Origin of the sequence: Azospirillum sp. Sh1 (assembly GCF_008365135.1) — a bacterium.
Lineage (GTDB): Bacteria > Pseudomonadota > Alphaproteobacteria > Azospirillales > Azospirillaceae > Azospirillum > Azospirillum oryzae.
Genome location: NZ_VTTK01000054.1, coordinates 1 through 19,724, shown reverse-complemented (window position 1 = coordinate 19,724; position 19,724 = coordinate 1). Strand labels below are relative to the sequence as shown.

Annotated in this window: 19 protein-coding genes and 2 tRNA genes; 12 read left to right on the top strand and 9 right to left on the bottom strand. The window is 69.5% G+C overall.

The features are described from left to right. Positions 1-76 precede the first annotated feature (76 nt). Positions 77-958: an RNA polymerase sigma factor RpoH gene (gene rpoH / locus FZ029_RS30605; RefSeq protein WP_149201714.1), complete on the bottom strand. Its 882-nt coding sequence runs from the start codon at positions 956-958 to the stop codon at positions 77-79. A gap of 254 nt (positions 959-1,212) precedes the next feature. Here rpoH and FZ029_RS30600 point away from each other — a divergent pair, with 254 nt between their 5' ends. The 4 genes from FZ029_RS30600 (at position 1,213) to FZ029_RS30585 (ending at position 6,450) form a co-directional block, all read left to right on the top strand. Then, positions 1,213-1,977: an ABC transporter permease subunit gene (locus FZ029_RS30600; RefSeq protein ID WP_149273732.1), complete on the top strand. Its 765-nt coding sequence runs from the start codon at positions 1,213-1,215 to the stop codon at positions 1,975-1,977. A 19-nt stretch (positions 1,978-1,996) separates the two neighbouring features. Continuing rightward, positions 1,997-2,797, top strand: a complete 801-nt coding sequence (locus FZ029_RS30595; protein WP_149273731.1) for an ABC transporter permease subunit — start codon at positions 1,997-1,999, stop codon at positions 2,795-2,797. 13 nt (positions 2,798-2,810) lie between these two features. Continuing rightward, complete coding sequence (locus tag FZ029_RS30590; protein WP_149273730.1) at positions 2,811-4,508, top strand: oligopeptide/dipeptide ABC transporter ATP-binding protein; 1,698 nt, start codon at positions 2,811-2,813, stop codon at positions 4,506-4,508. Positions 4,509-4,605: 97 nt separating this feature from the next. Further along, positions 4,606-6,450, top strand: a complete 1,845-nt coding sequence (locus tag FZ029_RS30585; protein WP_149273729.1) for an ATP-binding protein — start codon at positions 4,606-4,608, stop codon at positions 6,448-6,450. Between the two features lie 102 nt (positions 6,451-6,552). Here FZ029_RS30585 and FZ029_RS34025 read toward each other — a convergent pair whose 3' ends face one another. Both FZ029_RS34025 and FZ029_RS30575 read right to left on the bottom strand, forming a co-directional pair. Next, the gene (locus FZ029_RS34025) at positions 6,553-7,164 is read right to left on the bottom strand and encodes a cold-shock protein (RefSeq protein WP_136701124.1); all 612 of its coding nucleotides are present in this window, start codon (positions 7,162-7,164) and stop codon (positions 6,553-6,555) included. A gap of 255 nt (positions 7,165-7,419) precedes the next feature. Then, positions 7,420-7,914 carry a YchJ family protein gene (locus tag FZ029_RS30575; RefSeq protein WP_149273728.1) on the bottom strand — a complete coding sequence of 165 codons (495 nt, stop codon included), beginning with the start codon at positions 7,912-7,914 and terminating at the stop codon, positions 7,420-7,422. Between the two features lie 204 nt (positions 7,915-8,118). Between FZ029_RS30575 and FZ029_RS30570 the strand changes: the two genes are divergently transcribed. The 4 genes from FZ029_RS30570 to lhpI all read left to right on the top strand — a co-directional run bounded on the left by FZ029_RS30570 (position 8,119) and on the right by lhpI (position 11,369). Continuing rightward, positions 8,119-8,784, top strand: a complete 666-nt coding sequence (locus FZ029_RS30570) for a ribonuclease HII (RefSeq protein ID WP_149273727.1) — start codon at positions 8,119-8,121, stop codon at positions 8,782-8,784. Between the two features lie 89 nt (positions 8,785-8,873). Continuing rightward, positions 8,874-9,956, top strand: a complete 1,083-nt coding sequence (locus tag FZ029_RS30565; RefSeq protein ID WP_149201720.1) for a site-specific DNA-methyltransferase — start codon at positions 8,874-8,876, stop codon at positions 9,954-9,956. Positions 9,957-10,044: 88 nt separating this feature from the next. Continuing rightward, the gene (locus FZ029_RS30560; protein WP_109153939.1) at positions 10,045-10,428 is read left to right on the top strand and encodes a dihydroneopterin aldolase; all 384 of its coding nucleotides are present in this window, start codon (positions 10,045-10,047) and stop codon (positions 10,426-10,428) included. Between the two features lie 35 nt (positions 10,429-10,463). Next, on the top strand, positions 10,464-11,369 hold the full coding sequence (gene lhpI / locus FZ029_RS30555) for a bifunctional Delta(1)-pyrroline-2-carboxylate/Delta(1)-piperideine-2-carboxylate reductase (protein WP_149273726.1): 906 nt from the start codon (positions 10,464-10,466) through the stop codon (positions 11,367-11,369). 21 nt (positions 11,370-11,390) lie between these two features. Here the strand turns inward: lhpI and FZ029_RS30550 are convergent, their stop codons facing one another. After that, positions 11,391-11,969 carry a hypothetical protein gene (locus FZ029_RS30550; RefSeq protein WP_247892578.1) on the bottom strand — a complete coding sequence of 193 codons (579 nt, stop codon included), beginning with the start codon at positions 11,967-11,969 and terminating at the stop codon, positions 11,391-11,393. 217 nt (positions 11,970-12,186) lie between these two features. On the opposite strand from FZ029_RS30550, the gene FZ029_RS30545 reads away from it, so the two are divergent. The 3 genes from FZ029_RS30545 (at position 12,187) to FZ029_RS30535 (ending at position 13,280) form a co-directional block, all read left to right on the top strand. Continuing rightward, positions 12,187-12,262: transfer RNA gene (locus FZ029_RS30545), tRNA-Asn, on the top strand. Positions 12,263-12,266: 4 nt separating this feature from the next. Beyond that, positions 12,267-12,343, top strand: a tRNA-Asp gene (locus FZ029_RS30540). Positions 12,344-12,533: 190 nt separating this feature from the next. Then, the gene (locus tag FZ029_RS30535) at positions 12,534-13,280 is read left to right on the top strand and encodes a glucose 1-dehydrogenase (RefSeq protein ID WP_149201722.1); all 747 of its coding nucleotides are present in this window, start codon (positions 12,534-12,536) and stop codon (positions 13,278-13,280) included. A 22-nt stretch (positions 13,281-13,302) separates the two neighbouring features. Here the strand turns inward: FZ029_RS30535 and FZ029_RS30530 are convergent, their stop codons facing one another. Together FZ029_RS30530 and FZ029_RS30525 are read right to left on the bottom strand one after the other, a co-directional pair. Beyond that, the gene (locus FZ029_RS30530) at positions 13,303-13,869 is read right to left on the bottom strand and encodes a DUF3306 domain-containing protein (RefSeq protein ID WP_188052125.1); all 567 of its coding nucleotides are present in this window, start codon (positions 13,867-13,869) and stop codon (positions 13,303-13,305) included. Then, positions 13,862-14,428, bottom strand: a complete 567-nt coding sequence (locus FZ029_RS30525) for a DUF3305 domain-containing protein (protein ID WP_149273723.1) — start codon at positions 14,426-14,428, stop codon at positions 13,862-13,864. Before FZ029_RS30525 ends, FZ029_RS30530 begins: the two co-directional genes overlap by 8 nt. Positions 14,429-14,569: 141 nt before the next feature. Here FZ029_RS30525 and FZ029_RS30520 point away from each other — a divergent pair, with 141 nt between their 5' ends. Beyond that, entirely contained in the window at positions 14,570-15,001 is a 432-nt protein-coding gene (locus FZ029_RS30520; protein WP_149273721.1) for a hypothetical protein, read from the top strand. 7 nt (positions 15,002-15,008) lie between these two features. Here the strand turns inward: FZ029_RS30520 and FZ029_RS30515 are convergent, their stop codons facing one another. The 3 genes from FZ029_RS30515 to FZ029_RS30505 all read right to left on the bottom strand — a co-directional run bounded on the left by FZ029_RS30515 (position 15,009) and on the right by FZ029_RS30505 (position 19,568). Then, positions 15,009-15,797 (bottom strand): phytochelatin synthase family protein, encoded by a 789-nt coding sequence (locus tag FZ029_RS30515; RefSeq protein WP_149273719.1) that lies wholly within the window; start codon positions 15,795-15,797, stop codon positions 15,009-15,011. Between the two features lie 247 nt (positions 15,798-16,044). Next, a complete protein-coding gene (locus FZ029_RS30510; protein WP_149273717.1) occupies positions 16,045-19,197 on the bottom strand; it encodes a carbohydrate-binding domain-containing protein in 3,153 nt (1,050 codons plus the stop codon). Between the two features lie 86 nt (positions 19,198-19,283). After that, a complete protein-coding gene (locus FZ029_RS30505; RefSeq protein ID WP_149273715.1) occupies positions 19,284-19,568 on the bottom strand; it encodes a hypothetical protein in 285 nt (94 codons plus the stop codon). Positions 19,569-19,724: the final 156 nt, after the last annotated feature.

Here is a 19,724-nt window from a genome sequence, read left to right as displayed (position 1 = left end):
GCTGATGGAGGGGTTACACGGCGCTTCCCGCCGAAACTGGCGGGGATTCCGAACCCGGTGTCCCGCCTGTTCCCGGTCAGGCCGCGACGGCGGCGGCTAGGACGCGGGTCTGGCGGGCGACCTTCTCGAAGGCCTTTTCCTCGATCTGGCGGATGCGCTCGCGGCTGACGCCGTAGCGGACCGACAGATCTTCCAGGGTCAGCGGGCTGTCGGACAGGCGGCGGCTGGTCAGGATGTCGCGTTCGCGGTCGTTCAGAACGCCCATCGCCTCGCGCAGCAGGGCGCTGCGCTGCCGGGCCTCGCCACGCTCGACCAGCGACTCCTCCACCGACGGACGCTCGTCGGCCAGCAGGTCCTGCCATTCACCGGAATCGCCGTCGGCGCTCATCGGCGCGTTCAGCGAGGCCACCGGCGCCGACAGGCGGCGGTTCATGGCGACCACATCCTCTTCCGGCACCGACAGGTCGGTGGCGATGCTGGTGACGCTGTCGGGCTGCAGGTCGCCGCTGCCGTACTCGCCAAGCTTCCGCTTCAGGCGGCCCAGGCTGAAGAACAGCTTCTTCTGCGCGGCGGTGGTGCCGATCTTCACGAGGCTCCAGGACCGCAGGATGTAATCCTGGATCGAGGCCTTGATCCACCACATCGCGTAGGTGGACAGGCGGAAGCCGCGTTCCGGTTCGAATTTCTTGACGGCGGTCATCAGGCCGAGATTGCCCTCGGCGATCAGGTCGGACAGCGGCAGGCCGTAGCCGCGATAGCCGCCGGCGATCTTGACGACCAGACGGAGATGGCTGGTGACCAGCTTGTGCGCCGCATCGACGTCGCCATGCTCGGTCCAGGCCTTGGCCAGCATGTATTCGTCCTCGGCCGGCAGGACCGGGTAACGATGCGTGTCGTTGATGTAGCGGGACAGCGATTCGCCGGAATCGGGCGAACGGAGGGCAATGGCGGTGCTCATGTCACATCCTCGTGCAAAGCGATATGACGGGTGCAAGGCCCCCAGATGGCAGGCCCTGGCCTCTCCGGCGGAGCAGGCGGTGATATAGTACAAAATCGGTGCTGAAAGTCAAGCGTGGCGGTCGGGTATAGGGGGCGCGGGTTCGCGGCCGGGAGGCGGCGGCCGACGCTAAATCTATTGCCCGGCGGGGGTGGGGCGCTTACGGTCGCATGTCGCACCATATGAGTAATTCCCAGCCCGGTCCCCCTGCCCAGATGCCGCGTCCCGTGATCCGCCGCCTGATCGATGCCGTGCCGACCGCCGTCCTGCCGATGGCGGCGGGGGTGGGGCTGTCGGCGCTGGTGGCACCGCAGCCGGACGCCGCAATGGCGCTGCTGCGCGGGCTGGTGGTCACGCTTCTGCTGACCCTGCCGTCGCTGGCGGTCGGCACCGCGCTGGGCACGCTGGCCGGATCCTGGGCGGCGGTGGCGCCGCGGTCGGCCGGCGGGCTGGTCGGACGGCTGCTGGCCGGAGCCGGGCCGCTGCTGCCGGGTTTCCTGCTGGCCGCGGTCGCGGCGCTCGCGGTGCGGGCCGGGGCGTCGGCGGCGCCGCTGGCCTGGACCGCCCTGTCGATTCCCGCCGCCTGTCAGGCCGCCCGTCTGGCGCGTCCGGCAATGGGCCGCGCCCTGGGGTCCGGGCCGGAGGGCGGGGCTGTGCGCATGGCCCGCGGGCTGGGGCTGGACGAGCACACGGTGCTGCGCCATCACGCCCTGCCGCAGGCGGTCGCCCCGGTGATGGGGGGGCTGCGCGCAGCGGTGCTGGCCGCGATGGTCGGGGCGGTGGCGCTGGAAAGCCTGCTGGACCTGCCGGGGGCCGGGGCGCTGATGATCGATGCCGCCCGCGCCGGCTCGGCCGCCGGGGCGGTGCCGGTCCTGCTGGCGCTGGGCGGGCTGACCGCATTGCTGAACGCGCTGGGCCTTGGGGTGCGCGACTGGATCGACCCGGCCAACCACAGCTCCACGCCCTATGAGGGCGCGTGACCGCCGCGGAAGGACCCTGATGGCCGAGTTCGACCAACCGCCGCTTTCCCATCCGGTACCGCCGGAGCCGCCGCGCGCCGGCCTCGCCCGCCAGCTGTCCGGAGCCGCCGTGCTCGCCGCCCTGGCGCTCGCCTGTGCCGCTGCACCGCTGATGGCCGACGGCAGCGCGGTCCACCGGCTGGACGCCGATCCGGTCGCCGCGGCGCTGCTCGACGGGCGGGGCAGCCTGTCCTTCGCGCTGCTGGCCGCGGTGCTGGGTGGGGCGCTGGGCATCGGCTGGGCGCTGCTGGCCGGTCTGCTCGGCAATCTGGTCGGCAATCGGGTGGAGCGGCGCGTCATCGGCGCCGCCCACCGCATGGCCGGCTGGCCGCTCGCCCTGCTGGTTCCGCTGGCCGGCGGGCTGATGGGCAAGGTCTGGCTGCTGGCGCTGGTCACCGCGCTGACCGCCGCCCCGGCGGTCGCCGCCCTCGCCCATGCCGAGCTGTCGGCCCTGTTGCGGGCGGAGTTCCTGACCGCCGCCCGCGCCGCCGGCCTGGCGGAGGGAGAGGTGTTGCGCCGGCACCTGATCCCCAACCTGACGCGCCCGTTGCTGGCCGCCGGAACGCTGGCCCTGCCGCGCGTGCTGGCGGCGGAGAGCTTCGCCAGCCTGCTCGGCCTCGGCCTGCCGCCGGCGCTGGGAAGCTGGGGCGCCTCGGTCGGGCTGGCGGCGCGGCTGGGCGACCCGGTGGCCTTCGCCCCGCCGGCCCTGCTGCTGGCGCTCGCCCTCTGGGCAGCCTGCGCCATCGCCGACGGAATGGCGGCCGGAAATCGCAAGCCATGAACAACCGCAGGCCATGAACCACATCTCCGCAAAGCCCGCGCCGGTGAAGACCGAGGCGCTGACCCTGATGCTGGGCGACCGCGTCCTGCTCGACCGCGCAAGCCTGCGGGTGGAGCGGGGGGAGGTGCTGGCCATCACCGGCGGGGCCGGCAGCGGCAAGACCGCCCTGCTGGCGGCGCTCGCCGGCCAGCCTCCGGCCGGAGTCGATGTGGCCGGCGGCATCCGCGTCGACGGACATCTGCTGATCGCCCAGGGCGGCCGGCTGGCGCCGCGCCGGCCGCTGGCCCTGCAGGTTGCGGAGGTCGTCGGCCACCATTTGGGGCTGGATCTGCGCTCGGCGCTGCGCCGGACCGCCGACGGGCTGGACCGCATGGGCGTGCCCGCCGCCGCCCGCCGCTTCGACCTGCCGCCGGAACAGCTGCCGGACTCCCTGCGCTGGGCCTGCCTGTTCGCCATGGCGGTGGCGGTGGGGCCGGCGGTGCTGCTGGCCGACGCGCCGGCCGCCGGGCTGGATCCGACGGTGCGACTGCTGCTGCTCCACCAGCTGGCCGACTGGGCACGGGCCGACGGGGTGGCGCTGATCCTCGCCGGACGGCCGGAGGACGGGGTGGCCGGTCCCGCCGACCATGTGCTGTCGCTCCGCCGCGGCCGTCTGCTGCCGCCCAAGCCGCCGCGCACCGCTCCGCTGACGCCGCTGGAGCCGCCGGGCGCCTCCCGCCTGCATGCCCGCGGCGTCGGCATGTCCTATCCGCTCTCCCCCGGCCCGAAGGGGGAGGCGCGGACGCTGGCAGTCCTGCATGGCATCGACCTGGATCTGCGGACGGGGGAGACGCTGGCCCTGCTGGGCGAGACCGGCAGCGCCAAGGCGACGCTCGCCCGCTCGCTGCTCTGCCTGCCGCCTCCGACGGCGGGGGCGGTGGTTTGGATGGGCCGCGACCTGATGGCAGCCTCGACGCCGCCCGCCGCGGGGGAGGACCCCGACCGAGGCGGCCCCGACCAAAGCAGCTTGCGCCGCGCCCGCCGCGACCTGCAGCCGCTGTTTCCCGACCCGGCCGCCTCCTTCGACCCGGCCATGACCGTCGGCGCCCAGTTCGACCTTGCGCTGGAGAGCCTGCGCCCCGACATCGCCACCGACCGCCGCGACCACCGCATCGACGAGGCGCTGGAGGAGGCCGGGCTGCGTCCCGAGGCGGCGTTGCGCTGGCCATCGGCGCTGACGGTGGCGGAGGCCGCCCATGCCGGCCTCGCCCGCGCCATCCTGCCGGAGCCGCGGGTGCTGATCGCCGACGAACCGGCCGCCAGCCTGTCGGCGGAGGAGCGCGACAGCTTCCTCGACACGCTGATGGCGGTGCGCGACCGCCGCCGCCTGTCGCTGGTGCTGGCGACCGACCGCTATGACGAGGGGCTGCGCGACGCCCATCGCGGAATCGTGATGCTGGCCGGCCGGGTGGTGGAGAGCGCCGACGCCGAGACCCTGCGCACCGCGCCCCTGCACCCCTACAGCCGCGCGATGTTGGCGGCGTCCCGTGGCGAGCGCCCGGCGCTGGAGGGCGATGCGCCGTCCGCCTTCGGCCAGCCGACCGGCTGCCCGCTGCGCCGCCGCTGCCCCCTGGCGCGGGAGTTCTGCGCCCAGGCGGTTCCGGCGCTGGAGGAGGTTGCGCCCGGCCATCACGTCGCCTGCCATTACTGGGACACGCCCGCGGACGGTTAAGCGGCCAGGCCTCAACGGCTGGCTGTTTTCACGCCATCGTGCTATCTTTCCACGACGCGACAGATCCCTGTCCGGAACGCCTGCCGCCGGGGAGCCGATGCCGTCCCTGTCCGCCACGAAGCACGCCTTGCCGGACCTGACTCTGCTGACCGGCCTTGCCACGCCGCTGTGGCTGGTGCGGGCGGAGGATGGCGGCGTGGTCTGGCTGAACCGGGCGGCCCGCAAGCTGCTCTACCCCAACGCGGCGGGCGGGACACTGCGCATGACCCCCGCTGGACCGGCGCCGACGGCGGCCACCGAGCGCACCGTGACCGTCCAAGGCGCCGGTGGTGAAGCGCTGGCGCTGACCGTCCGCATCGGCCCTGTTCCGGGGTGCGATCTCGTGCTGGTGGAGGCGGCGGGCGATCTTCCCGCCCGACAGGAGGTGGCGCGGCTGAACGAACAGCTGGTCGCCTTGTCCTACGCCTATCCCGATTTGCGGTTCGAGCTGCGCCGCGACGGCCGCATCCTGGACTTCGCCGCCGGCAGTCCCGCCGACCTCGGCATCCCGGCCCAGCGCTTCCTGAACGGCCGCATCCAGGAGGTGCTGCCCGAAGCCGCCGCAGCACAGCTGTTGGAGGCGCTGGAGCGGGTGGCGGCCGGCGCCGCAACCGCCAGCTCCATCGCCAGCCCAACCGTCAAAGTCGACATCCGCCTGCCCGTCGATGGGGAAACCGGCGCGGAAGGCGACGCGGTGTTCGAGGCCCGGCTGGTCGCCCTCTCCGACGATGGCGACCGCATCCTCTGCATCCTGCGCAACATCACCGGCCGGGCACGGGCGGAGCAGCGGGCGGAGCGGGCTCATCGGCTGCTGCTGGATGCCATCGACAGCATCGGCGAGGGTTTCGTCCTGTATGACGCCGACGACCGGCTGGTGCTGTTCAACCGGCGCTACCGCGACCTGAAGATCTCCGACCCCGATCTGGCGCAGCCCGGCACGCCGTTCGAGAGTCTGCTGCGCGATGGGATGCGGCGCGGCCTCTACCGGATCCCGCCGGAGCGGGCGGAGGAGTGGATGGCCCGGCGGCTGGCCCTGCACCGCCATGGCGGCCCGCCGATGGAGGTGCAGCTGGCCGATGGCCGATGGCTGCGGATCGAGGAGCGGCGGACCTGCGACGGCGGGACCGTCGGCCTTCGCACCGACATCACCGACCTGAAGGCCCACGCGCTGGAGTTGGCCGCCGCCAATCGCCGCAAGTCCGACTATGTCCATCACCTGAGCCACGAGTTGCGCACGCCGCTGACCGCGGTGATGGGCTTTGCCGAAATCCTGCGCGACCAGCTGCTGGGACCGCCGGGCAGCCCGCGCTATGGCGAGGCGGCGGCGCAGATCGTCGCGGCCGGCGACTATATGCTGGAACTGATCAACAACCTGCTCGACCTCGCCCGCATCGAGGCCGGGCGGCTGGAACTGCATGAGGAGGAATGCCCGCCCGCCCTGATCGTCGACGCCACCCTGGCGATGATGGCGGCGCGGGCCGAGCGGTGCGGCGTGGCGCTGTCGGCCCGGCTGCCGGCCGACCTGCCGGTGCTGCGGGGCGATCCGTCGCTGGTCCGGCAGATGCTGACCAATCTCGTCGGCAACGCCCTGAAATTCACCGATCCCGGCGGCCATGTGACGGTGTCGGCGGAGCGCGACGCGGCCGGCGGCCTGATCCTGGCGGTCGCCGACGACGGCCGCGGCATGCCGCCGGAGCGCATCCCGCAGGCACTGACCGCCTTCGCCCAGATCCATGACCCGACGCGCGACCCGATGACGGCGGAGCAACACGGCTCCGGCCTCGGCCTGCCGCTGACCGCCGCGCTGGTGGAGCTACATGGCGGCGGCATCGCCGTCGACAGCGCGCCGGGACGCGGCACCACGGTGCGGCTGCGCTTTCCGCCGGAGCGGGTGACGCGGTAGGCGCGCCCGCGCCCATTGCCCGCGCCCCAAAAAAGCCCAAGAAAAACCCCCGCTCCGGTTGGAGCGGGGGTTTTTTTTCACATCACAACGACCGATGAGAGATCAGGCCATCTCGATGCGCTGAGCCTCGGGACCCTTGGCGCCCTGGCGGATGGTGACGCGGACCTGCGCACCGTCGTCCAGACCGCTGATGCCCGACCGCTCCAGCGCACGGATGTGCACGAAGATGTCCTTGCCGCCGGTGGACGGGGCGATGAAGCCGAAGCCCTTCGACACGTTGAACCACTTCACCGTGCCGTCGACGGTTTCGCCGCCGTCCGAATCGCCGTAGCTGTCGGCGCCGTAACCGCCGCGGCTGCCGCCGTAGCTGTTGCCGCCGCCGTAGCCGCCGTCGTTGCCCCAGCTGTCACGCTCGCGCGGGGCGCGGGACGGACGGCTCGGAGCGGCGGTCGAGGTGTCGACCGCGTGGATGGTGGCGACCTGCGGGCCCTTCGGGCCGCGCGACAGGTCGCAGGTGATGGTGGCGCCTTCGGGCAGGCTGTCGTGTCCGCAGAACTGCAGAACCGTGGAGTGCAGGAAAGCGTCGGGCGACCCATCGTCGGGGGTGACGAAGCCGAAGCCCTTGGTGGCGTTGAACCACTTGACGGTGGCGCGGATGTCGCGCTGGGTGATTTCAGGAGCGCGGAAGGAAGAGCGCTGCGGACGGTCGAACATCAGTATCGTCTCATCTGTCGTGTTAAACCCCATCCCGGCAAGAACCAAAGAAGGGAGACCCGGAACAGGGCCAGCGAAGGATGATCGGTTCCGACCCATAATTCAATCGGGATTGCGCACTTTCTCGATCTGCGCACAACAAAAGCACCGCCGCCGCCTGTCGGTCAGGCGGGGCGGGTGCGATTTCGCCATAATTGTGCAGGTGCAGCGTGACGATTCAGCCGCGACTCAGGGCCGACCGTCAGGCGTGCAGGCTCAGGCGCCGTGGCACTTCTTGTACTTCTTGCCGCTGCCGCAGGGGCAGGGGTCGTTGCGGCCGACCTTGGGGCCGCTGCGCGGGCGGGCGCCCAGCTGGCCGTCCACATAGTACCAGCGGCCGTCCTGGTGGGTGAAACGGCTGGTCTCGTGGTGAGTCATCGGCTTGCCGTTCATGCTGAAACGGGCGACGAACTCCACGATCCCGTCGCTGTCGCCGGGCTGGCCGGCCTCGGTCGAGCGGATCTCCACGCCGGTCCACACGCTGTTCTTGGCCCAGGTCTCGATCTCTTCACGGTTGAAGTCGTCGCGGGTGCTGGGCAGCAGCGTGTCGTGCAGGTAGTCGATGTTGCCGGTGGCGAAGGCCGAATAGCGCGAGCGCATCAGCGCCTCGGCCGTCGGGGCGGGCATGCCGGCCAGATAGGGACCGCAGCAGGCGTCCAGCGGCTTGCCGGAACGGCAGGGGCATTCGGCGGTCTGGGTGGTTTCGGTCATGGCCTGCTTCTCGGGTGATGGCGTGGCGGGTGATGGCGTGGCCCGGCTTTCGCTGGTCCGGCTTTACCGGGGCGCATCCATAGCGCAGCCGCGCTTCGCTTCTCAAGAGCTTGCTTGAGGCAAATGGGCGCGGCCTTGCGCCCGGACTCCGCGGCCGCTATCAAGCGGCCCCATCCCGTCCCCCATCCGGAAGGCCGCCCGCCGATGCCTGCCAAAGCGCCCCGCAAAGCCGCCGTTCCCCGGCAGCGGCCCGACCTGTCGCTGGAGGCCGGCTTCGGCCCCGGCCGCCGCGTCTGCGGCATCGACGAGGTCGGGCGCGGCCCGCTCTGCGGCCCGGTGGTCGCCGCCGCCGTGGTCTTGCCCCCCGAAGGCCTGCCGCCGGAAATCGCCGCCCAGATCGACGACAGCAAGGCGGTCACCCGCCGCCTGCGCGAGGAGATCGAGCCGGCGATCCGGGCCCACGCGCTAGCATTCGCCATCGCCGAGGCGTCGGCCGCCGAGATCGACGAGCTGAACATCCACAAGGCGACGCTGCTGGCGATGAAACGGGCCTATCTGGCGCTGCCCGGCGCTCCGCCCGACGCGGCGCTGGTGGACGGCAAATTCACCCCCGACATCGCGTGCGAGAGGGTGGCGGTCGTCAAGGGGGACAGCCGCAGCCAGTCCATCGCCGCCGCCTCTATTCTCGCCAAAGTGGCGCGCGACAGCGAGATGTTGCGGTTGTCGGTGCTGTATCCACACTATGGATGGGACCGAAACGCCGGCTATCCGACGCCAGAGCATCTGGACGCGCTGACCCGCCATGGTGTCACGCCGCATCACCGAGTCAGTTTTGCACCAGTGAAACGGCAAAAGGCACTAAGCGGCTGACCCGCCGTCACTTGGCAAAGAAAGCTGTTGACGGCGACTCGGCCGCGACTCATTGTCCGGCCGAGTCCCAGTTCTTTGCCGGTCGTAAAATGCTCCCTGAAAACCGTATCCTGGTCGGCGATTGCATCGCTCTCATGAACGATCTGCCGCCCGCTTCGGTCGATCTCGTCTTCGCCGATCCGCCCTACAACTTGCAGTTGGGTGGCGAATTGCTGCGGCCGAACCACACCCGCGTCGCCGGGGTGGATGACGAATGGGACAAGTTCGACGATTTCGAAGCCTACGACCGCTTCACCCAGGACTGGATGACGGCCGCCCGCCGCATCCTGAAGCCGGAAGGCTCGCTGTGGGTGATCGGCAGCTATCACAACATCTTCCGCGTCGGCGCCACGCTGCAGAACCTGGGCTTCTGGATTCTGAACGACATCGTCTGGCGCAAGACCAACCCGATGCCGAACTTCCGCGGCACCCGCTTCGCCAACGCCCACGAGACGATGATCTGGGCGGCCCGCGACAAGGACGCGCGCTATCGCTTCAATTACGAGGCGATGAAGAACCTCAACGAGGATCTTCAGATGCGCAGCGACTGGCTGCTGCCGATCTGCAGCGGCGGCGAACGCCTGCGCGACGAGGAGGGCAAGAAGACCCACCCGACGCAGAAGCCGGAATCGCTGCTGTACCGGGTGATCCTGTCCTCCTCCCGTCCCGGCGACGTGGTTCTCGACCCCTTCTTCGGCACCGGCACCACCGGCGCCGTCGCCAAGCGGCTCGGCCGCAAATGGATCGGGCTGGAGCGCGACGACACCTATGTCAAGGCGGCGCAGGCCCGCATCGACGCGGTGGAGGAAGCGCCGGAGGCTGCCATCCTCGACACGCCGCCCAAGCGCAGCGCGCCGCGCATTCCCTTCGGCTGGGTGGTGGAGCGTGGGCTGCTGCGCCCGGGTTCGACCCTGTTCGACCAGCGCCGCCGCGTCGCCGCCCGTGTGCGCGCCGACGGCACGCTGATCGGTTCCGGCCCGCGCGGCGACCATCGCGGCTCGATCCATCAGGTGGGTGCGGCAATGGCCGGGCTGCCGGCCTGCAACGGCTGGACCTTCTGGCACTATGAGGAGGGCGAGGATTTGCGCCCGATCGACGTGCTGCGCGAGCGCATCCGCTCGGAGATGCACTGAGTCCGCCCCTGACCTGTCCGTCCGGCATAGGGGTTGGCGGGGACGGCGGCTTGGCAGCGGTGGCGCCGCCGTGTTAGGGCTGTCGCCCATGAACAAGCTCTTCGCCACCGTCACCGCCCCGGTGCCGCGTTCGGCCCCGGCGGCGCTGTCCACCCGTTGTTTCGTCCGCGATCTGGTGATGGACGCGCTGATCGGCGTCTATGCCCATGAACGGCTGAAGCCCCAGCGCATCCGCCTGAACCTCGACCTCGACGTGATCGCCCCCGGCGTCACCGGCGAGGACATGGCGACAATCGTCAAGGGTGTGGTCACCCAGGGCCATGTCACGCTGGTGGAGACGCTGGCCGAACGCATCGCCGAGCGCTGCCTCGCCGACGCGCGGGTGACGATGGCCAAGGTGCGGGTGGAGAAGCTGGACGTCTTCCCCGACGCCGCCAGCGTCGGCGTGGAGATCGAGCGCGCCCGCGCCTGACCGTTTTCCCATCGCAAAAGAGGAAGCCGCTCCCCGTGTCCTTGCTCGCCGTCCTCACCGCCGAACAGACCGCCGCCCGTCTTCCTTTCCCCGCCTTGTGCGACGCGGTGGCCGACGCCGCCCGCGACTATGCCGCCGGCCGCATCACCAGCCCTGAGCGGCAGGTGCTGCCGCTGCCCGACGGCGGCGTGCTGCTGTCGATGCCGGCCACTGCGGCGGACATCGCCATCCACAAGCTGGTCAACGTCAATCCCGGCAACGGCGCCCGCGGGCTGCCGACCATCCATGGCGTGGTCAGCGCCTTCGACGCACCGACCGGCGTGCCGCGGCTGATCCTGGACGGCCCCACCGTCACCGCGCGTCGCACCGCCGCCGTGTCGATGCTGGCGATCCGGACGCTGGCCCCGGCGCCGCGCCATGTCGCGCTGCTCGGCGCCGGCACCCAGTCGGCCGGCCATGTGGCGGCGCTGGCATCGCTCTATCCCGGCATCCGCATCGACATCCACAGCCGCAGCCTGGAGACGGCCACGGCCTTCTGCGCCAGGCAGGACGGGCAGGGGGTGGAGTTGCGGCCGATGAGCGCCCCGGTCGATCCGGCGGCCGAGGTGGTGATCGCGCTGACCACCAGCCTGTCCCCCATCTATGACGAGACGCCGCGCCCGGACCGTCTGCTGGTCGGCGTCGGCGCCTTCAAGCCGGACATGGTGGAGTTCGGCCCGACCGCCGTCCATGGCAGCGAGCTGTTCGTCGACGATCCCGCCGGCGCCCGCCACGAGGCCGGCGACTTCATCCAGGCCGGGGTCGAATGGGGCAGCGTCAAGTCGCTGGTCGATGCGCTGGATGGCCGCGCCACGCCGGGCCGCCCGCGCCTGTTCAAGAGCGTCGGCTGCGCCGCGTGGGATTTGGCGGCGGCGCGCTGTGCGCTGGGGCAGGGCGCCTGACCGCGCCCCTAGCCGCCCCCTTCACCGACGCAGCGGCACCGCCCGCTTGACCAGCCGGCGGTCCATGTCGGCACTCGCCACCGTCGGCTCGCCCAGGCTGCGCATGACAAAGGCGAAGGTGTCCATCACCCGGTCCAGCACGATCTCGTTGTCGTCCGGGCGGCGGCTGACCGACACCACGGCATAGCCGGCGGCGCGGGCCACCGCCGGTTCGCCACGCAGACCGCGCACGCCCCAGCCGGCCAGCGCATCCTTGCAGCGGAACAGTTCAGCGGCGAACCCGCCGGCCGACTGGGTGCGGCCGACCACATAGGCGGCGGAGACCGCCAGCGGCGCCAGCAGCCCGTCCCAGTCCAGGCAGTCCTCCCGACCGACCCACACGCCGCCGACCGAGCAGGCGGCGGCGCCGATCGCCTCGCCCAGCCCGGCGCGGAAGGCGCGCAGCGACTCAACCGCCTCGGCCGCCGGCATCGGTTCCACCCGGCGCCCCTCCGGCATCAGCATCAGCCGGCCCGCCCATTCCGACGAGGGCGGCAGCTGTTCGGTCAGGCGCGCGAGCAGCGCCTCGCGGGCGGCGGCGAAGGGGACGACCTCGGACATCGGGGCCTGCGGCAATGGTGGGGTGGGGAGGCGAGAAGAAGCCTGAGAAGCCCCGAACTGTCAAGAGCAAGCCTGTGTGGCGGCAACCCACGGCTGCGATCGGTATGCGTTGTCACAGGCCAGGGGCGCGAAACCGGGCCCGTCGGGAAAAAATGCGAAGCTTTGCGTTTTTCCGCTTGCCAGGATTCGTCATCGGCCATATAAGGCGGGCCTCCGTTCCCGGTTAGCTCAGTTGGTAGAGCAGCGGACTGTTAATCCGCTTGTCGCTGGTTCGAGTCCAGCACCGGGAGCCATCGCGCGGGTGTAGCTCAGTTGGTTAGAGCGCCGGCCTGTCACGCCGGAGGCCGCGGGTTCAAGTCCCGTCACTCGCGCCATTTTCTCCTATATCTCCCCTATTCGATGTAGCGGATGATCGCGACTGCCCCACCGGGCGGCTTCGCGCTATCATGCGTTCTTCGCCGCGTCCACGATGCGGCCGATGGCGCCGGTTCCCTGTTGTACGGAGTCCGCGCGCCGAACGGCCGCGCGCATCTCGGACCGCGAATTGCCGGGGAGGAACCGCTCATGCGTTTGTCTGACAAGGTCGCCGTCGTCACCGGCGGGGGATCGGGCTTCGGCGAGGGCATCGCCCGCCGCTTCGCCGCCGAAGGAGCCCGCGTCATCGTCGCCGATCTGGACGAGGCCGCCGCCGGCCGCGTCGCCGACAGTCTGGGAGAGACGGCGCTCGCCGTCCGCGCCGACGTGGCGGTGGGGGAGGATTACGAGGCCATCGTCTCGGCGGCACTCGGCGAGTTCGGCCGGCTCGACATCCTGGTCAACAATGCCGGCTACACCCACCGCTACGGCTCGATGCTGGACGTGGACGAGGCCACCTTCGACCGCATCTATGCCGTCAACGTGAAGTCGATCTATCACAGCGCCATCCACGCCGTGCCGGTGTTCCGCGCCCAGGGCGGCGGCATGATCCTGAACATCGCCTCGACCGCCGGGCTGCGGCCCCGGCCGAACCTGACCTGGTACAACGGCTCCAAGGGCGCGGTCATCACCCTGACCAAGTCGATGGCGGCGGAGCTGGCACCCGACAATGTCCGCGTCTGCGCCATCGCCCCCGTGGCCGGCGAGACCGGCATGCTCCACCGCTTCATGGGCCAGGACACGCCGGAACGCCGCGAGCAGTTTCGCAGCAGCATCCCGCTGGGGCGTCTGTCGACGCCGGGCGACATCGCCAACGCCGCGCTCTATCTGTGCTCCGACGAAGGGAATTTCCTGACCGGCGTGTGCCTGGAGGTGGATGGCGGGCGGTGTATCTGAGGGGGAGCAATCTGCCCCCTCCCTAACCCTCCCCCGCTTCGCGGGAGAGGGGACTGCCGCCGTCCTCCACCTCACTCCCTCTCCCGCCAACGGCGGGGGAGGGTTGGGGAGGGGGCACGGCTGCTGGCTCTAGGGTTTTCGGAAAATCCTCAGCAACCTCCTCAACGACCTCTTCCTCCTCCCGCTTCTCGTCGGGCAGCACGGCGTCCAGCAGGCGGGCGATGTCGTCGGTGGGCCGCAGGGCGCCATAACCCGGCGCGTTGTAATCCCAGTCATATTCGGCGAAGCCGCGGAACCCGGCGATGACCGGGTCGCTCGCCCAGGCCTTGCGCAGGGCCTGACGGCGCAGTTCCGCCGGCACGTCGGGGCGGAGGAAGCCGGTGTAGTCGCCGCCGGAATCCAGACTGTCCAGCGAGGGCAGCTCCGGCGCCTCTTCCTCGACGACCTCGGCCTCGGCCGTGTCCGCCGGCAGCAGGGCGGGCGCCTCCGGCACCGCCGGTTCGGCGACAGGCTGCTCCGTCCGCGCCTCGCGCTTCAGCCGCGACCAGCGGCCGAGGAAGCCGGTCTCCTCCTCCATCCGCTCAGTCATGCTGCGGTCCCGCGGTGCGGCGGCGGAGCGCCAGGGCTTCCGGGTCGGCGCGGTCGCGCTTGCGCTTGTGGAAGGGGCGCTCGACATAATGGCGGGCGGCGAAGCCGTCCATCCACAGCACCAGCGGGATCGGCAGCGGCAGCGCCTCGATCACATCGTCGCCGGCTTCGGCGTGGGTGTCGATCTCGCCGGGGTCGGCGGTGACGGCCAGCAGCCGGATCCCCGGCGCCGGGCCGCCCGGCCGCAGGATGACATAGGCGCTGGGACTTCCGCCGTCGAGGTTGTGCTTGTAGTTCTCCGCCTCGGTCGGGAACAGGGCGATCTCGGCGGTGCCGGCGTAATGGCGCGTCCAGTCCGGCCCTTCGGCCAGCACGCTCCAGTCGGGCAGGGTGGGGTCGGCCGGGACCAGCATCACCGGCTGCCAGCGCGCCTCGATCCAGGGATTGTCGACGCGCTGCCGCTCCACCACCACGCCGACGCTGCGCCGCTCGGCGCGGTCGGGTGGCGAAGCCGGAGCTGTGGCGGTTGCGGTGGAGGAGGGCGGGAACTCGCTGGGCATTGTCGGTGTTCCTGATGGGCTGGGAGCGGACGGCCGACGCCGGACTCCGTCCCCGGTACAACGCGCCAATGGCCGATTGGTGCCGCCGCACGCCGTGCTCCGACGGATTCCCCCGACGGTCGCCCAAAGGAAGGATGCGCCATGCGCAAGATCGCCGCCGCCCTGCTGCTGTCGGGACTTTTGTCCGGCTTGCCGCTGCTGGGTGCCGCCGCGCAGCAGGCGGATCAGCAACAGCCCCCGCCGCAGTCTCAATCAGGGCAGAGCGGGGCGGCGCCGGTCGAGTCCGGATCGAAGGAATCCACAGGCGATGCGCTCGCCCGCGACGGCAAGGTGCAGGAGAGCCAGGATCCGCATCCCACGGCGCAGGGCACCAAGTCGCCCAATCCCACCAGCTCCGCCGCGACCGGCGGCCAGGAACTGCAGCAGGCGCTCGCCGACGTGCGCCGGGCGCCGCCGGACCTGAACGGCAACCCGGTGCCGCGTCCCAACCAATGGGCGAGCGAGCCCGATCAGCAGAACGAGCCGACGCGGTCGCAGAACCCCTCCGACCTGACCAGCCAGGAGGTGAAATAAACGGAGGTCAGCCGGACGCCCGGCGGCTGCGGACACGGATCAGGCCGCTGCCCTCGGGGTCGGCACGGTCCGGCTTCAGCATGGCGTCCAGCAGACGGGCGTCGCTGGTCCAATAGGGCACGTACCATGTGCGGTCGGGGTCCATGACCAATGCGCGCTTCGTCGCGGCGTCATAGGCGCCCAGCGGCGCGATGTGACCGAGGCCGACGTCGCCGGTCAGCGTGCCCTGGTCGAAGGCCAGCAGGATGATGTCGTCGGCGCTGCGCTCGTTCCCGGCCAGGATGCGGCGCAGTTCGGCCAGCGTGGCGGGAGAGGCGTCGCGCGGGCGCCAGACCTCCACCTCGGCATCGATGTTGTAGGCGGCGAGGCTGCGGTGGACATAGTCGATCAGTTCACCGAACGAGATGCCTTCGCCGTCGTCGGCAATGGCGGCGCGCCAATGGTCGTCGTCCAGCCGGTCGAGCAGCTGCTTGGGCGTGACCAGCCGTTCCGACGCCAGGGCCGGCAGTCCACGCAACGCGTTCAGCATCATCGTCACGCTCGCCAGCGAGCAGGAGGCGCCGGTCATCTGCGGAACGTAATAGGGGCTGAGCGCCCAGTAATCCGGTGCCGGGGCGGTGCGGACATAGTCGCTGGCGCGGGTGATCGGGATCGCGTCCGGGCCGAATTTCGGCTTCACGTCCTCTTGCGCCCAGGCGGGCGCCGCCGTGGGCGCCGCCATGCAGGCGGTCCACAGCAGAAGGCCGCTTCCCAGGATTCTCGCCAAAGCCCCTGCGGTCCACGTCGCTTGCGTCATCGGAAAACGGTCTCGGTCCATCTGTTCCGGAATGGAGATGCGCCCCGTTCCCTCGCCAGGGCGCGGCCTGCATATGGTGCGCTGCGGGACGTGAGCCAAGCAGCGGAAAGTTCGATGCGGGGTCCCCCAAAACGCAGATGGGCGGAGCCCGCGCCGCCCGATCATCGAGCAAAACAGGCTCCGCCCATTCCACGGCTACGGCGCGTCGGAGGCGTACCTCCGATGCGCCGCAACCGGACCCGTGCGATCAGACGCCGTCCCAGAAATGCTCCAGCCCGACCGCGGCGACGGCGTCGGCGCCCATCTTCGCCCAGGCGAGGTCGTGGATGCCCATGGCGAAGGCCGGCGAGGACGCCTGCAGCGAGTAGTCGCCCCAATAGGCGTTGGTGAACATCGGCTTGCCGATGACATCGTGATCGCCGTATTTCGGCACGTTGTAGACGAGGTTGTTGTCGATGACGAAGTCGTTGGCGCTCAGCAGCTCGGTATAGTCGTCCAGCGGCAGGGTGCCCATGACCACGTTCTTGGTGATCGTGTTGTTGTGCGGATCGCCGGCGGTGCCGTGCACAGGCTGCCATTCGATGCGGATGAAGTCTTCCTTGTTGTTGGCGATGATCGAGAAGTTGTTGGTCACCACATTGTTGTCGCCGCCATGGATCTGCACCGAGGCCCAGTCGGCGTCCTTGATGAAGTTGTCCTTGACGGTGATGCCGCCGGCCATGTCGTCCAGATAGATGCCGAAGCCCTTCTGGCCATACATCCAGGTATCCTGCGCGCTGGTGGCCAGACCGTTGGCGTGCTCGATCCAGTTGCCCTGGATGACCATGCCGGTGTTGGCGCTGGACCGGCCCAGGATCTCGATGGCGCCGTCGTCGGCGGTCTCCAGCCCGGTGTAGGAGATGTGGTTGTACTGGATGATGTTGTTGTGGTTCACCGTGTTGGTGGTGCCGCCGTAATCCTTGAACGAGATGCCGTAGCGCGCGCTGTGGTCGATGTCGTTGTTGGAGATCAGGTTGTTGTCCACCCCGGTGCCGATGATGCCGGCCACCGCCTTGCGCACTTCGCCGATGTTGCTGATCGTGTTGCCATAGATGCTGTTGCCGTTGCTGCGGCCATCCATCTCGATGCCGTTCTCGGCCATGTGGTTCAGCGTGTTGTGGGCGATCTGGTTGTTGGAGGAGCCGGCGGTCAGCTTGATCGCCGAGCCGACGTTGAGGAAGCTGTTGTCGCTGATGTGGTTGCCGTCGGCGTTGGTCAGCAGCAGGGCGTCGCCGCCGGTGGTGGTGTTCTTGAAGGTCAGCCCGTCAATGGTCACGTCGCTGGCGCCGTTCAACCTGACCAGCGTGCCCAGCCGCGGCACCTCCACCCCGGTGGAGACGAAGCCGGAGCTGGCCGCCTTGTAGAGCAGCTTGCCGTCGGTCGTCCGCCACGCGAACTCGCCGGCCTGATCGACGTAAGCAGCGTTGTTCAGCAGCTTGTAGGTGGTGCCTTCCGCGAAGGGCAGGGAGGCGCCGTTCTTCAGCATGATGGTGCGGGTGGAGGCGTTGAAGCTGGCGATGCCGGTCAGCGTGTCGCCCAGCCGCTCGGCGTCCATCACCTGGATCAGCGTGTTCGGCTGGATGTCGGCGCTGGTCACCTCGGTGCCGTGGGAGCGGATGTACCAGCCGCTGGGGCCCCCGGAGGCCGCATCGGCGAACTTCCAGCCGCTGGTGACGTCGGCGGCGTCATAGGCGAATTTCTCGGCCAGATGCTGGCGGACGTCGCCGACGATCAGGTCGAGGTTGCTGGCGCTGGCCAGCTTGGCGGAATAGAGCCCGTTGCCCTCGCTGGTGAAGCTCTTCACCACCTCGCCGCCGCTCAAGACCGGCTTCTCGCCGGGGTAGTTCTGGAAGCTGTGGCCGTTGTCGAGCGAGGTCAGCTCCAGCGTCTTGGTCAGGTGATAGGTGCCCTCGCGGACATAAGTGGTGTCGATGGTCGAGCTGGCCCGCATGGCCGCCTGCGCCTTCTCCAGGCTGGCGAAGGGACCGTCGGTGCCGTCGGCGTTCGGCGCCGACAGCTTGCCGGACCACGTATCCTTGCCGTTGGCGGCGACATAGAAGGCCGGCTTGGTCGGGGGGGTCGGGACCGGGGTCTGGTTGATGGGCGCGTCGCCGAACAGGTCGGCGCCGGCCTTGACGTTCAGGGCGCCGCCCCAATAGAGGACCTCCTGGCCCTTGACCACGTCCTTGCCGTCGACGACGCCCTTGTCGTAGGTGACGATGCTGTCGGTGGCGGCGACGGTGTGGCCGTTGATGGACACCGACTTGACGAACAGGTTGCGGTCGACGCCGTTCACGGTGGCGTCGTTGTCATACCAGACCTGAACGGTGTGGGCCTTGGTCGGGTCGACGTTGGCGGTGAATTTGTAGGCGGCGGTGGTGGCGGAAGCCTTGGCGTCGCCGATCACCTGCCCGTCGACCAGCAGCTTGAAATGTGCGGCCTGTCCGCCGGCCGAGGTGCCGGAGGCGTTGACGACAATGTCGACCGGCTTGGTCGGGGTCGGCGGCGGCGGCGGGACATAGGCGCCGCCGAAATATTCCTCCGGCATGCCGAAGCTGAGGGCGCCGCCCCAATAGAGGGCTTCCTGGCCGGCGACCACGAATTTGCCGTCCACCGGACCCTTGTCGTAGGACGCCATGTCGGAGGTCGAGGCGATGGTCTTGCCGTCGATGTTGATCGACTTGACGAACAGGTTGCGGTCGACGCCGTTCACGGTGGCGTCGTTGTCGTACCAGACCTGGATCTTGTGGGCCTCGTTCGGGTCCACCTTGGCGGTGAAGGTGTAGTCGGTGGCCGAGGTGGCGTTGACCCAGGCGTCGCCCACCACCTGATCGTCGACCAGCAGCTTGAAGTGCGGGGCCTGTCCGCCGGCGCTGATGCCATAGGCCTTGACCTTGATGGTCGTGGTCATGCTGGCGGCGCCCTCCGCATCCGGGGAGGTGGAGGCGGTGGAGAACATCGTGGCGGGCAGCGGCACATTCAGCGCGCCTGGCCAGTACATTTCCGTCTGTCCGCCGATGACGTTCAGGCCGTCGACCTTGCCGGTGTCGTACTTGACCGACGGGTCGATCGACAGGATGGTCTTGTCGTTCACCTCGAACGATTTGACGAACAGGTTGCGGTCAACGCCATTAACCGTGTCGTCGTTGTCATAGACCAGCTGCAGCGCGTGCGCCTTGTCGGCCGGCACGTTGGCGGTGAAGACGTAACGCGACTGGGTGGCGGAGGAGACGGTGGCCTCGCCGATGCTGGTGCCGTCCAAAAGCAGTTGAAAATGCGGCCATTTTCCGTCAGCGGGCGTGCCCCAGGCATTGACCGCGAAGGTGACCTGGATCGTGCCGTCGGTGTTGGTGGTAGCCATTTTGGAACTCCGCTTTATGGGTATCGCCTTGTTCCGCAGGCTCGTCCGTTAGCCTTAATCGCATACTAACACTTATGGTTAGGAAATTATGAATGAGGGGGTTTCCCGTGGCAGAACTGAGACAAAAATGGGATATCACCGATCGGGCATGATTTGGCCAAAAATGAAACTTTGACGAAGCGATAAGGGGTTGGGCATGCATCCGGCAGATTTTTCCCACTTAACTTGAGCTTGGCCGTTCCCGTTCGCTGGAGATGCTGCGAATCAAGGTCAAATACCGAACTTTTTTGATGCTTTGACTTGGCATTTTCGCGACGGATACGGCGAAGGGCACCCGTGTGGCGAATGGCAGGGCGAATGGAACCGAGCATGCTGCTGGTCCTGGCGACGCAGGATGCCGGCGCCGCGATGGCCGTCGCCGCCGGCCTATTGGTGATCCCACACCCATCCCACTGCTGTCCGGGATTTTTGAATGGATTGCAGCTGCACGGCAGACACAGCCAGTGTTTTGGCCCAAAATCGCAGTC